This is a genomic window from uncultured Sphingomonas sp. (genome assembly GCF_964237155.1).
GTDB lineage: Bacteria > Pseudomonadota > Alphaproteobacteria > Sphingomonadales > Sphingomonadaceae > Sphingomonas.
The window spans coordinates 40,586-53,646 of record NZ_CAXSHH010000012.1 but is presented as its reverse complement, the minus strand read 5'-3'; the positions used below and the strand labels follow the sequence as shown (position 1 = coordinate 53,646).

Annotated in this window: 12 protein-coding genes and 1 pseudogene; 5 read left to right on the top strand and 8 right to left on the bottom strand. The window is 67.1% G+C overall.

What is annotated here, in order from left to right:
- Positions 1-256: pseudogene (locus tag ACFE71_RS04855) on the top strand (translational GTPase TypA); the annotation flags it as partial.
- Here the strand turns inward: ACFE71_RS04855 and ACFE71_RS04850 are convergent.
- Positions 253-630 carry a hypothetical protein gene (locus tag ACFE71_RS04850; RefSeq protein ID WP_375427687.1) on the bottom strand — a complete coding sequence of 126 codons (378 nt, stop codon included), beginning with the start codon at positions 628-630 and terminating at the stop codon, positions 253-255. The pseudogene ACFE71_RS04855 and the gene ACFE71_RS04850 sit on opposite strands and share 4 nt — an antisense overlap.
- Before the next feature lie 47 nt (positions 631-677).
- Here ACFE71_RS04850 and ACFE71_RS04845 point away from each other — a divergent pair, with 47 nt between their 5' ends.
- Together ACFE71_RS04845 and ACFE71_RS04840 are read left to right on the top strand one after the other, a co-directional pair.
- The gene (locus tag ACFE71_RS04845; protein WP_375427686.1) at positions 678-953 is read left to right on the top strand and encodes a type II toxin-antitoxin system Phd/YefM family antitoxin; all 276 of its coding nucleotides are present in this window, start codon (positions 678-680) and stop codon (positions 951-953) included.
- A gap of 62 nt (positions 954-1,015) precedes the next feature.
- Positions 1,016-1,222 (top strand): Txe/YoeB family addiction module toxin, encoded by a 207-nt coding sequence (locus ACFE71_RS04840; protein WP_375427689.1) that lies wholly within the window; start codon positions 1,016-1,018, stop codon positions 1,220-1,222.
- Here the strand turns inward: ACFE71_RS04840 and ACFE71_RS04835 are convergent.
- A complete protein-coding gene (locus tag ACFE71_RS04835) occupies positions 1,210-1,614 on the bottom strand; it encodes an EVE domain-containing protein (RefSeq protein ID WP_375427685.1) in 405 nt (134 codons plus the stop codon). The two genes, ACFE71_RS04840 and ACFE71_RS04835, sit on opposite strands and share 13 nt — an antisense overlap.
- Positions 1,615-1,748: 134 nt before the next feature.
- Here ACFE71_RS04835 and ACFE71_RS04830 point away from each other — a divergent pair, with 134 nt between their 5' ends.
- Together ACFE71_RS04830 and ACFE71_RS04825 are read left to right on the top strand one after the other, a co-directional pair.
- Complete coding sequence (locus ACFE71_RS04830) at positions 1,749-2,231, top strand: hypothetical protein (RefSeq protein WP_375427684.1); 483 nt, start codon at positions 1,749-1,751, stop codon at positions 2,229-2,231.
- 90 nt (positions 2,232-2,321) lie between these two features.
- A complete protein-coding gene (locus tag ACFE71_RS04825; RefSeq protein ID WP_375427683.1) occupies positions 2,322-2,606 on the top strand; it encodes a DUF3297 family protein in 285 nt (94 codons plus the stop codon).
- On the opposite strand, the gene ACFE71_RS04820 is transcribed toward ACFE71_RS04825, so the two are convergent.
- The 6 genes from ACFE71_RS04820 to ligA form a co-directional block, all read right to left on the bottom strand.
- The gene (locus ACFE71_RS04820) at positions 2,603-4,462 is read right to left on the bottom strand and encodes an ATP-binding cassette domain-containing protein (RefSeq protein WP_375427682.1); all 1,860 of its coding nucleotides are present in this window, start codon (positions 4,460-4,462) and stop codon (positions 2,603-2,605) included. The genes ACFE71_RS04825 and ACFE71_RS04820 overlap by 4 nt on opposite strands.
- A 61-nt stretch (positions 4,463-4,523) precedes the next feature.
- Positions 4,524-5,213, bottom strand: coding sequence for a hypothetical protein (locus ACFE71_RS04815; RefSeq protein WP_375427681.1), 690 nt, complete (start codon positions 5,211-5,213; stop codon positions 4,524-4,526).
- 79 nt (positions 5,214-5,292) lie between these two features.
- Positions 5,293-6,099: a LytR/AlgR family response regulator transcription factor gene (locus tag ACFE71_RS04810; RefSeq protein ID WP_375427680.1), complete on the bottom strand. Its 807-nt coding sequence runs from the start codon at positions 6,097-6,099 to the stop codon at positions 5,293-5,295.
- A 9-nt stretch (positions 6,100-6,108) separates the two neighbouring features.
- Positions 6,109-7,275, bottom strand: coding sequence for a sensor histidine kinase (locus ACFE71_RS04805; protein WP_375427679.1), 1,167 nt, complete (start codon positions 7,273-7,275; stop codon positions 6,109-6,111).
- 116 nt (positions 7,276-7,391) lie between these two features.
- The gene (locus ACFE71_RS04800; RefSeq protein WP_375427678.1) at positions 7,392-10,775 is read right to left on the bottom strand and encodes a TonB-dependent receptor domain-containing protein; all 3,384 of its coding nucleotides are present in this window, start codon (positions 10,773-10,775) and stop codon (positions 7,392-7,394) included.
- A gap of 146 nt (positions 10,776-10,921) precedes the next feature.
- Complete coding sequence (ligA, locus tag ACFE71_RS04795; RefSeq protein WP_375427677.1) at positions 10,922-13,057, bottom strand: NAD-dependent DNA ligase LigA; 2,136 nt, start codon at positions 13,055-13,057, stop codon at positions 10,922-10,924.
- Between the last annotated feature and the right edge of the window lie 4 nt (positions 13,058-13,061).

Sequence of the window (13,061 nt, the reverse complement as noted above, 5' to 3'; positions counted from 1 at the left end):
CGGCGAGAACGCCAAGCCGGACGACCTCGAGGTCAATCCGATGAAGACCAAGGCGTTGACCAACTTCCGCGCGTCCGGCGGCAAGGACGACCAGGTCCGGCTGGCCCCGCCCAAGCGCATGACGCTGGAGCAGGCGATCGCCTATATCGATGACGACGAGATGGTCGAGGTCACCCCCAAGTCCATCCGCCTGCGCAAACGCCACCTCGACGCCAACGAGCGCAAGCGCGCGAGCCGGGCCAAGCAGGCGGCCTAAGCGCGGTCCAGCGCGGCGTCGAGCGCGCCGATCAGCGCCTCGACATCGCCGACGCCGTCCAACGTCCCCGCATCCACCAGGATGCGGGGATCGTCGTTTCCGGGATCGAGCAGGATCGCAGGCAGCGGGACCGCTACGCCGGGATAGGCGCGCGCGAACTCGCGCCGATGCAGGAAGCGGGCGGGGTAGGGGAGCGAGCGGAGATAGGCCCGCCATTCCGGCCGCATGCGGAGCGCGCCGTAGGTGATCGCGCACAACGAGCAGGGGTAGGTGTCGGGCGACACGACCTTGTGCACCGCGTCTCCGATCGCGGCGAACACGCCGTCGGCGGCGTTGTAGACGAAGACCAGGGTCGTCGGTTCGCCGACCATCATTAAAACTCCGGATTGACTCATTCAGCTCCGTACTGCATTCTGTACCGATGATACATGTCAGTTACACCGACCTTCGCAAGCGCCTCGCCCACTATATGGACCGTGCGAACGATGACCGCGACGCGATACTCGTCACGAGACAGGGATCTGACCCCGTGATACTGTTGGCGCAAAGCGAATATGAAGGCCTGCTCGCGACGCTTCATTTGCTTTCCAGTCCGGCGAACACGCAGCGTCTTCAGGACTCAGTCGCGGCGCTAGATGCTGGTGAGGGATTTGAAGTCGTGTGGGACGATGCCGCTCAAGCCTATCGTCCGAAGTGAAGCTAATCTTCGAGCCTAAGGGCTGGACTGACTATCTACATTGGCAGGCGCACGATCCCAAGATGGCACAGCGGCTAAACGCGCTAATCCAGGATACGATGCGTTCGCCATTCCGAGGGATCGGCAAACCCGAGCCGTTGCGCGAAAGCTTAACCGGCTTGTGGTCTCGCCGGATCGATCACGAGCATCGTCTGACTTACCGCATTGCAGGCAAGGGAAGTGAGCAGCGACTTGAGATAGCGCAGTGCCGCTTCCACTACGACCGCTGAGCCAGCTTCATCAGCACCACCCATTCCTCCTCCCCGACCGGCGACACGGATAGGCGCGACTGGCGAAGCATGGTCATGCCGGCGAGGCGCGGGTCGGCCTTCATAGCGGCCAGCGTGATTGAGTATGCGAGCGGTTCGACCGGCTCGATCCTGACCGACACCCAGTTGCCTTCGTCGCCATCCTTGCGCGCGGCGCGGGTGATGCGGGCCACGCCGACCGCGGCCTTTTCCGCGCCCGAATGGTAGATCAGCGCGAGGTCAGCTTCCCGCATCGCGCGCAGGTGACCCGCGGCGGCGGCGTTGCGGACGCCATCCCACTCGGTGCCGCCGTCACGCTCTAAGTCGGCCCAGCCGTAGCTGCCAGGTTCGGTCTTGAGCAGCCAGCCCGCCATATTCCGCTCCGTTCTCCGAACCTTAACGACCCGTTCCACTGCGGTTCAGATCGACTCGGGCATACCCCTGCTCACGCTCGCATAGTAGTTGCGTTCCTATAGCGGACCGGGCGTTTCTGTATGGAGGTCTGTTCATGGCTAATGTGATGACGAAAGCGGTCTTGGGCGCGACGCTCGCGGCGACCGCGTTGACGGCGGCGGCTCCGGCCGACGCGCAGCGTTACCGGCGTTACAACCGGGGCGGCGGCGACGTGGCGACGGGCGCCGTGCTCGGCGGTATCGTCGGGCTCGGCATCGGCGCGGCGATCGCGTCGAGCAACCGTAACCGCTATTACGACCGCAACTATCGCGGCGGTGGCGGTTATTACGACCGTAGCTACGGCTATAACGGTTATAACGGCTACAACGACGGTTATGTCGACGATCGCCGCTTTGATCGACGTCAGGCACGCCAAGCTCGCCGTGCCTACCGCAACGGCTACCGTGACGGTCGCGGAAACGGCTATTATGTCGATCCGCGCGGCCAGTATGGTCAAGGCGACGGCTATCGTGGCAATGGCCAGTACCGCCGCAGTGACGGCTACTACGTCGCGCCGCGCGGCTATTACGGCTACTGAGCCGAGCATCGTTCGACAAGGCGGCGCGGGGGCGACCCCGCGCCGCTTTTTTGTGGCGGCCCGTGCGTCGATGCGGTTAGGACCGCTGGAATGACCGACACCGCCCCCGACCGCTTGTCCACCAACCCTGACAGTCCCCACTATGACGAGGCCCTGCTCGCGCGCGGCGTCGGCATCCGCTTCAAGGAGTTGGAGCGCCACGATGTCGAGGAATATTGCCTGTCCGAGGGCTGGATCCGCGTCGCGCTGGGCAAGAAGGTCGACCGGCGCGGGCGTCCGCTGACGCTCAAGCTATCCGGTCCGGTCGAAGCCTGGATCGAACGGCCGGCGGACGGCGAAGCCGCTTCGACCGACGGCGAGGACGTTCAGGCCTAAGCCGCCTCTTCCACCACCGCGCTTGCCGCCAACCAGCGCGCCTCGGCCGCCTCGACCTTCGCCTGGACCTCGGCGCGGCGCTTCATCAAGTCGCTCATCGCCAGCTTGGCGAGTTGCGGATCGGCCGCCTTCGGATCGAACATCGCCTTGTCGAGCGCGTCGCGCTGCGCGGTCAGCCGTGCGGCCTCCGCCTCCGAGTCCTTGAGCTTCTGGCGGGCAAGCTTGTCCGCCTCGCGCGCGGCGGCGGCGAGGCGCTTCTCCTCCTTCTTGTCCCGCTTGGACGCGGCGGGCTTGCTGTCGCCCGTCAGCACCAGCCGGATATAATCGTCGAGCGTCCCGTCGAACTCGCGCGCGGTGCCGTCATCGACGAGCACCAACCGGTCGGCGGTCATCTCGAGCATGTGGCGGTCGTGGCTGACCACCACCACCGCGCCCGTATAGCTGTTGAGCGCCTGCACCAGCGCCTCGCGCGCATCGACGTCCAAGTGGTTGGTCGGCTCGTCGAGGATCAGCAAGTGCGGCGCGTCGCGCGTCACCAGCGCCAAGGCCAGCCGCGCGCGCTCGCCGCCGGACAGCCGCCCGACCTTGGTCACGGCCTTGTCACCCGAAAAGCCGAATCGGCCGAGCTGCGCGCGCACCGCCGCCGGGCTCGCGCCGCGCATGACGCGCGCCATATGCTCGAGCGCGGTGTCGTCGCCGTCGAGCTCCTCGACCTGGTACTGCGTGAAATAGCCGACCTTCATCTTGGCCGAGGACGCCATCTCGCCGTCCATCGCCGCGAGCTGGGCGGCGAGCAGCCGAGCAAGCGTGGTCTTGCCGTTACCGTTGCGGCCAAGCAACGCGATCCGGTCGTCCGGGTCGAGGCGAAGGTTAAGCCGCTTCAGGATCGGCACATCGCCGTAGCCGACGCTCGCCATGTCGAGCGTGATCAGCGGCGGGCGCAGCTCGGTCGGATCGGGAAAGTCGAACCGCAGCGACGGGTCCTCATGCAGCTCGGCGATCGGCTGCATCCGGCCGAGCGCCTTGGCGCGGCTCTGCGCCTGCTTGGCGGTCGAGGCGCGCGCCGAGTTGCGGGCGATATAGTCCTGGAGCTTGGCGCGCTGCGTCGCTTGGCTGGCGCGCGCCGCCTCGATCTGCGCGACCCGCTCGGCGCGCTGCCGTTCGAACGCGTCGTAGCCGCCGGGATAGAGCTGCACCTTGCCGCCGCTTAGATGCAGGATGTGGTCGACGACATTGTTCAGGAAGTCGCGCTCGTGGCTGACCACGACGATCGTCGCGCGGTAGGAGCGGAGGAAATCCTCGAGCCACAACACCGCCTCGAGGTCGAGATGGTTCGACGGCTCGTCGAGCAGCAGCAGGTCGGGCTGCGAGAACAATAGCGCGGCGAGCCCCACGCGCATTTTCCAGCCGCCCGAGAAGCTGTCGAGCGGCCGCCCCTGCGCCTCCTCGTCGAAGCCGAGCCCCGACAGGATGCGCGCCGCGCGGCCGGGCGCGGCGTACGCGTCGATCGCGAGCAGGCGTTCGTGGACGTGGCCCAGCCGGTCGGGATCGTGGCATTCCTCGCTTTCGACCAACAACGCCGCGCGCTCGGTGTCGGCGGCGAGCACCGTCTCGAACGGCGTGGCCGGCCCAGACGGCGCCTCCTGCTCCAGATAACCGATGCGGCTACCGCGCGGCATGTCGGCCGATCCGTCGTCCGGGTCAAGCAGGCCGGCGATCACGCGCACCAGGGTCGATTTGCCAGCACCATTGCGCCCGATCAGCCCCACGCGCGAGCCCGGCGGCAGCGACGCGGTGGCGCGGTCGAGGATGACGCGCCCGCCGAGGCGGACGGTGACGGCGTCGAGACTGAGCATGATCCGATGCCTAGCAGATAAGGAGGTGGGGAGCGAGCGATGCGGGTCGTTGCGCCCGAAGTCAGTCCTCGATGACGCTTCCGAGCGGAAGCAGGGCCTTGGCGAGCTTGCGTGTCGTATCGCGGTCGCCCGCGCGGACGGAAGGCAGCATCGCCGCCGCGCCGCGCTGGAAGCGGCGATCCATCGCCGTCGGAGTGGTGCCGCGGATCGCGGCCTCGAGCAGCGGACGTCCACGCGGGTCGGCCGGATCCAGGCCGAGCCGTAGCATCGCCGCCAGGGCCGGAAACATCGCGCGCGTGCCGCCCAGCGCGACGCCGCGGTCGATCGCCGCCAACCCCGCGGCCTTGCTCGCCCCCAGCGCTGCCCGCGCCACCAGGCGACCAAGTTTGTCCACTGCGCCGGTGTGCCATGCGCCAAGCAGTATCTGGCGTTCGGGATCGGTCGGCAGCCTGGCGACGAGCTGCTCCATCAGCTTGCGCGCGGCGATCGCGTCGCCGCGGCTGCCCGTCAGCTTGGCGCGGTAGCCGAGCGCGGTCGCCTGCATCAGCGCGGCCTCGCGGTCGCCGGGCGCACGCTGGAGCTGGATGGTCGCGGCGGTCTGCGCCGCCGTCACCCGCCGCAACGCGACCGCCCGGTCGCGGTCGATGAACGACGCCTGGGTCAGCAGGTCACGGGGCGACTGCGCGTCGGCGCCTGCGGCCGAGAGAACCATCATCACGCCGGTAAGCGCGGACCACGACCGCTTCATCATTCGCCCGCAGCCTCTCGATCCGGAGCCGGAACACGCGCCGGATGTGTTCGGGCCTAGTCACCCGAGCCTTGCCCCCACCTTAATGGACGAAGCGCGCCACCACGTCGCGGTAGGACCGCGACACCTTCACGCTCGCGCCCGAACCCAGCACCAGAAAGCATTCGCCATTGGTGTGCGGCTTCACCTGCTTGACCAGGTCGAGATTGACGATGGTCGAACGGTGGACGCGCTGGAACCGGCGGGGGTCGAGCCGCTTTTCCAGATCCTTCATCGTCTCGCGCAGGATCAGCGTGTTATCGCCGGTGTAGATGCACATGTAATCGCCCGCCGCGTCGATGCGCTCGATCGTGTCGACATCGACGCGGAAGATCTGCCCGCGGTCCTTGATGTTGATCAGCTTCTCGAACCGGTTGGAGGCGTGGTCGCCGGCGTTGGCCTCGCCCGCCATCTCGCCCGCCGCGTCGGGCGCGACCTCGGCCAGCACCTCCTTCAACTTCTCCGTCTCCCCCGCGCCGCGCTTGTCCGACAGGCGCTGGCGCACGCGGTCGAGCGTGTCGGCGAGCCGGCTCTCCTCGACGGGCTTCATCAGGTAATCGACCGCCTGCGCCTCGAACGCGCGCAGCGCATGGTCGGAGTAGGCGGTGACGAAGACGAACAGCGGCGGCTCCACCTCCATCAACCCCTGCACGACCGAAAAGCCGTCGAAACCGGGCATCTGGATATCGAGCAGCACCAGGTCGGGCTTGTGCGTCTTGATCGACCGGATCGCCTCGCGGCCGTTCTGGCACTTGTCGATGATCTCGACGTCGGGGTGCGCCTGTAAGCGGATCTCCAGGCCCTGGATCGCCAGCGGTTCGTCATCGACGAGGATGGTACGGATGGTCATCGGGTATTCCTATTCACGGTCGCGGTTCACGTCCTCAAGCTGGAACGGGATCTCGATCTCGACCGAGAACCCGCCCGCCGGGGTGGAGCGGGTGTCGAACCGCTGGTTCGGGCCATAGGCCTGCACCAGCCGCTCCTTGATATTGGCGAGCCCCACCCCCGTCGATGCGGGCGAAAGGCTTGGGGGACGCGCTGCGCCGTCGCGCAACCCCGGTCCGGTATCCGATACGGCGATCCGCACCCGTTCTCCGGCCAACCGCATGGCGACGTGGATTTCCGCCCCTTCCTCCTGCGGCGTGACCGCGTATTTGATCGCGTTCTCGACCAGCGGTTGGAGCAGCAGCGAGGGCAACCGCGCCCGCTCGACGCGCGGATCGATGTCGAACACGGGGCGCAGGCGCTCCTCGAACCGCATCTTCTCGATCTCGAGATATAGTTTCAGCGTCTCGACCTCCTGCGACACGGTGACGTGCGCGGTGGGTTCGTTGGCGAGCGTGTAACGCAGGAACGAGGACAGCCGCGACAGCATCGCGTTCGCCCGCTCGGTCTGCTTGAGCAGCACCAGCGTCGAGATGGAATTGAGCGTGTTGAACAGGAAATGCGGGTTCAGCTGGTACCGCAGCATCGCCAGCTGCGCCGAACTCGCCTGCATCTCCAGCAGCTGCATCTCGTCGATCTGCTGCTCGACGATCAGGTAGAAATTGATCCCGAAATAGAGCGCCGACCAGCCCGCGAGCACCGTGAAGTTCAGGAACACCGACCCCAGCACCAGCGTCAGGCTCAGTCCGGGCGATACCTCCTTCAGGAACGAAAAGGTGAACGCGTCGATGACCGCATAGAGCAGCGTCGCGCCGAGCAACGTCAGGATCGACAGGATCACGCCCGGCACCCGCCCCATCCGGCGGTACGAGCCATACAGCGTCGACAGCAGCAGCGTCAGGCAATAGCCGACGATCGCCTCGACGATGACGGGCACGATGACGTCGAGCTGCGGCCCGTTCGACACCGACGACACGCCGCGCAGCAACAGGTAGCCGCTCCACCCCACCGCCTGAAGCGTCCAGAACGCCCGCGTCTTGTTCTCGAAGAACGGCCGCGCCCCGACAATCCGCGCGCGCAACGAGGGCGCGGCCCCGGTAGGCGTGGGGATGGAGGAAGGGGGAGCGAGCGTGGCCATCGTCGCGGGCCGTTATAGGGAAGGGTGCGACGAGACGAAACCCGCCGTGAGTCCACAAGCGAAAGCCGCCGTCCCGGTGGGGACGACGGCTTCGCGAGGCCGACCGAATGCGGCGATCAGAAGGTGAAGCGCGCGCCCACCCGGATCGAGTAGAGCGACTGACGCGGGTAGATCGTGTCGGTCGGCGCGTTATTAGGGGCCAGGTAGCGATACTGCAAACAAGGCTGGTTCGAGTTGGTCGCGACCGCCGTGCCGGCCGCCGTCCCCGTCGCGACCGGCGCGGTCAGACACTGAACGCGCACCGCCGGGATGGTGTAGGGAAAATTGTATTCGCGGATCTGGCCCCAGTCCTTGTCGATCAGGTTGGTGATGTTCTCGATGTCCGCGAACACCTCCACCCGCGACCCAGCGATGCCGGTCGGAACCTGCTGGGCGACATGCAGGTCGAAGCGGGTGAACCACTTCGAGTTGAAGGCATTGCGCGGCGTGATCCGCCCCCGGTACTTGCCGAGCCCGGTCGAGTTGATCAGGGCCTCGAACGTGTCCCGCGTCAGGTTGGTGTCGTAGGACACGAGCGGATCGGTCGTGCTTGTCGGCACATATAGCAGATAGCGCGTCGTCGTGCCGGACGTTCCGAACACCGGGCTGCGCTGGTTGGACGCTTCCTGCATCGTGTAGCTGTACGGCCGGCCGATGCGCGTCTCGCCGAACAGCGCGAAGGTCGTCTTGTAATCGCCGAAGAAGGCGCGATCGAACGTGAGGTTGTATTTCAGATTGTGGCGCACCTCGTCGTTCGAGATGCCGTAAGCCGCGCCGTTAGCATCCAGGAACGCGCCGTTGCCGTAGTTGGAATTGGCGGTCGACGAGGTCGCGGGCGCCTGATCCTTGACGTCCTGATACGCGTAGCTAACGCCCGCGGTCAGGCCCCAATCGAACCGCTTCTCGAAGCGGGCGACGCCGATATAGCTGCGACCGAGCTTGGTGTTGGTGAGTAGCAGGTCCTGGTTGGTGTCGTTGAAGCTCGTGAGCGAATTGTAGCGCGCGCGACCGTCCGGGGTGAACAGCCCGTTGCGGAAGACGCGCGCGTCGGTGAAGAACACCTGGTTGCGCACGGTCGAATAGAACAGGTCCGCGCCGAACAGCCAGCCTCCTCCCAGGAACTCGGGCTCGTAGTCGAACGACAGCGTCGAGCGCCATTGCGACGGCAGCTTGAAGTCGGGATCGAGCGCGTTGACCGTCGCGGGCGCGGTGGCCGAACCCTGCAGCGCGAGGAGCGCGGTGTTCACCGGGGTCGGGATGGTGGTGCCGTTGACGCCCACCAAGCCTGCCTGCGCGGTCGAAGTCGCCGTCGCGCCGGTCTGGCCGGGAACGGTATAGCTCTGTGCGGTCTCGACGCCGTTGACCACCGTCGGATTGTTCTGTCGAATATCGATCGAGTTCGACAGGAAGCCGGTGTTGGAGAAGCTGTTGGACACGTACACGTCCGGCGAGCCGCCCGAGAAGATGCCTACGCCGCCCCGGATCGTCAGTTCGTTGACCGGCCGGAAATTAAAGCCGATGCGCGGCTGAACGACGTCGCGTCCGCTGATATACGCGGTATTGCGGAAGCCGGTGCGGTTCAGGAAGCTCTGGTTGAAGGCGGGAAGCGGCGAGCCGTCGTCGCCATAGACGTCGTAGCGGACACCGTAATCGAGCGTGAGATTGTCGAGCACGCGCCAGGTGTCCTGAACGCCGAAACTGTACTGCTGATACTGGAACCGCGCCGCCGCTTCGTCAGGATCCAGCGACGGCACCGCATTCTGATATTGCAGCCGCTGCGCGTTGCCCGCCTGGAAGTCGGCGATCGAGTCAAAATAGAAATCACCCGCACTGCGCTGCAAGAAGGCGTTGAAAATCTTGGTGTCCTGCAATTCACCGAAGATGCGCAGGTCATGGTTGTTGCGGTTCAACCGCGCCTGGACAAGACCGCCATAGGTCCGGCTGGTGAGCGCGTTCGTCTGGCGCGAGATGTCGGGGCCGAAGGACACCTGACCGAAGCCGGGCTGGCAGGCGGTGGACGCGTTCGCCCCCTGCGCGCCGGGATTGGCGCGATCGGAGGTCGGGGCGGCGCACACCCGAAACTGCGCGAAGCCGCGGCCCAGGATCGGATCCTGTCCGCGCTTGTAATCCTTGTAGAAGCCGCGGACCTCCGTCGAGAAATCGTCCGACCAGTCAGAGTTTAGCTGGAACACGCCGGTGTGGAGCCGGTTAGACGCAACGTAGCCGTTGGACTCCAGCCCGATTCCCGGATTGCCCGTGACCGAGGTGTTCTGCCCGATCTTGATTGAGTCCTTGGTATATAAATACGTCAACGAAGCGCGCTGCGTATCCGACAGGTTGGCGTCGAGGCGCGCGACGAGGCGGTCATCGCGATCATCCGAATTGTTGAGGATGCCGCCGGTCGCGTAGTTGTACCGGGATTGCGCGATCGCGGACACCTGGTCGACCTGGGCCTGGGTGATGTTCGGGATGACGGTGCCCGCATTGTTCTCCGCCGTGCCTTCGGCGATCGGCGTGCCGGCGCGGATGCGCTCGCCCGCGACCATGAAGAACAGCCGGTCGGGGATGATCGGGCCGGACAGCTGTGCGCCGTAATTCTCGATTTTATAGTTGGGGAGCGTCACCCGGCCGTTGACGACGCCCGGTCCCGGCTTGGTGCGATCGCCGTTCAGTTCGTCGGACGAATAGGAATAGAAGGTGGTCCCATGGAATTCGTTGGTGCCCGATTTCAGCACCGCATTGATCGCGCCACCCTGGAAGTTGCCCTCGCGCACGTCATACGGCGCGACCTTGGTCTGGAACTGACCGATCGCGTCGAGCGGGACGGGCGAGCGACGGGTCGGAAGACCATCGGGGTTCAGGCCGAAATTGTCGGTGACGGGCACGCCGTCGACCGAAAAGCGGTTGAAGCGGGCATTCTGGCCCGCGAACGAAACCGCGCGGCCGCCGCCTGGGGAGTCATCAAGGCGCGCGAACGGGTCGCGGCGCATCAGGTCGCGGATGTCGCGGTTGATGGTGGCGACGTTGGCGATCGCCTCCGCGTCGAGCACGGTGGCCGGACCCTGCGACGTGGTGCCGGCGCCCGCGATCGACGATGCGGTGACGACGATCTCCTCGGCGGCGGCATCCTCGGCGGCGAGTTCGACCGGCAGCTCGAACGTCTGGGCGATGATCGTGAAGATGTCGGTGACGGTCGAACCCTGATAGCCGGGCGCGGTGACTGTGACGGTGAACGGTCCGCCAACGCGCAGGCCGCTTGCGTTGAAGGTGCCCGACGCGTCCGTCGTGCTGGTCGCGGTAGTGCCCGAGGGGACATTGACGATTGTCACCGTCGCGCCCGACACGGGCTGGCCGGCCGACGTCACGGTGCCACGGATCGACGAGGTCGTCTCCTGGGCGGCGGCGGCGGCCGGGATCGCGAGCGCGGCGATTGCCGCGCTCAAAAGAAAGCGATTGCGCATGTGTAGTCCTCGATGTTCGGCTCGGCCCGGCGCTCGACGGCACCGTATGACCGCGCCACTGCCTCGGTTGTATTGCGCTTCGATGACAAACGCGGGTGCGACCCGGACAGGTTAGCGAAAGGTTTTCGCTGCGTTGCAAAAAGGCATCACGCGCCCGCCACGATGGCCGCCCACCCCGCTTCGTCGATGACGCGGACGCCCAAGTCGGCCGCCTTCTTCAGCTTCGACCCGGCGCCTGGCCCGGCGACGACCAGGCCGGTCTTGGCCGACACCGACGCGGCGACGCGCGCGCCGAGCGCCTCGGCTTGGCGCTTGGCCTCGTCGCGCGACAGCGTCTCGAGCGATCCGGTGAAGACCACGACCATGCCCGACACCTCCGACGCGCGCGTCTCGTGCATGACGGGGAGCGGTTCGACCTCGCGCAGCAGGTCGGCGACGACGTCGCGATTGTGCTTCTCCGCGAAGAAGCCGAGCAGCGCGTCCGCGACCTCCGGACCGATGCCCGCCGTCTCGATCGCCGCGACCAGCGCGCGGCCGCGCCGAAGCGCGAACCGCCGCCCGTCCTCGCCGATCACGGGTGTCGTCGCGCGCCGCACCCGGAGCGCGGCTCGGATCATGCCTGCGATGGCGCGCGCCGTGCCGTAACGCCGCGCCAGGTCGCGCGCGGTGACCTCGCCGACATGGCGGATGCCCAGCGCGAACAGGAATCGGTCGAGCGGGGTCCGCCGCCGCTCATCGATCGCCGCGAGCAGTTTGCCCACGACCAGTTCCGACATCCGCTCACGCCCGACGAGCGCGTCGCGGTGGCGGTGGAGCCGGAAGATGTCGGCGGGCGACGCGATCAACCCGGCGCGGAAGAAATCCTCCACGCGCACCAGCCCCAGTCCCTCGATGTCGAACGCGCGGCGCGATACAAAATGGATCAGGCGTTCGACCCGCTGCGCCGGGCAGACCAGCCCGCCCGTGCAGCGCACCACCACCTCGCCCTCGCCGCGCTCGGCGAGCGAGCCGCATTCGGGGCAGGTGGTCGGGAACGTGAATGCCGGGCGCTCGACGTCGCGCGTCAGGTTTTTCGTGATTTGCGGGATCACGTCGCCCGCGCGCTGGATCAGGACGCGGTCGCCCGGCCGCACTCCCAACCGCGCGATCTCGTCGGCGTTGTGAAGCGTCGCATTGGTGACGACGACGCCGCCCACCGTCACCGGCTGCAACCGGGCGACCGGGGTGAGCGATCCCGTGCGCCCGACCTGGATGTCGATCGCCTGGAGCGTCGTCTGGGCCTGTTGCGCCGGGAACTTGTGCGCGATCGCCCAGCGCGGGGCGCGGCCGACGATGCCCAGTCGCGCCTGCCAGTCGAGCCGGTCGAGCTTGTAGACGACCCCGTCAATATCGAACGGCAGGTCCGCGCGCGCCTCCTCGATCGCCTGGTACGCGGCGAGCGCCCCATCGACATCGCCCGCGCGCGTGAAGCGCGGATCGACGGAGAAGCCCCAGCCGCGCCACCGCTCCACCAGCGCGGCCTGCGTGTCGGGCAGCACCGACGCCTCGCCCAGCCCATGCGCCAGGAAGTGGAGCGGCCGCGTCGCGGTGACGCCCGCATCCTTCTGCCGTAGCGACCCGGCGGCGGCGTTGCGCGGGTTGGCGAACTGCCGCGCCTTCGCCGGGTCATCGGCCTCCGCGAGCAGCCGAGCGTTCAAGGCGGCGAAGTCGGCCTTGGTCATGTAAACCTCGCCGCGCACCTCGAACACTTCCGGCGCGTCGCCGCTCAGCGTGTCGGGTATGCCGGCGATCGTGCGGACGTTCGCCGTCACGTCCTCCCCCACCGCGCCGTCGCCGCGCGTCAGCGCCTGGACGAGGCGGCCGCGCTCATAGCGCAGCGAACAGGACAGCCCGTCGATCTTGGGCTCGGCGGTCAGCGCGACAAGCTCGTCGTCGGGAAGCTTGAGAAATCGGCGGACGCGCGCGGTGAACTCGACCACCTCCTCGTCGGAGAACGCGTTGTCGAGGCTCGTCATCGGCCGCGCATGCGCCACCTTGGCGAGGTGCCCGGCCGGAGCCGCGCCGACTACCCCGGCGGGCGAGTCCCCGCGCACCAGCGCCGGAAACGCCGCCTCAATTGCCGCGTTGCGCCTGACCAGCGCGTCGTACTCCGCGTCGCTGATCTCGGGCGCGTCGTCGGTATGGTAGAGCCGGTTGTGCCGCGCGATCTCTGCGGCGAGCGCCTCCAGCTCGGCGGCTTCGGCTTCTGTATCGGGGATCTCGGTCTCGGGCCGCACGTTCATGGGC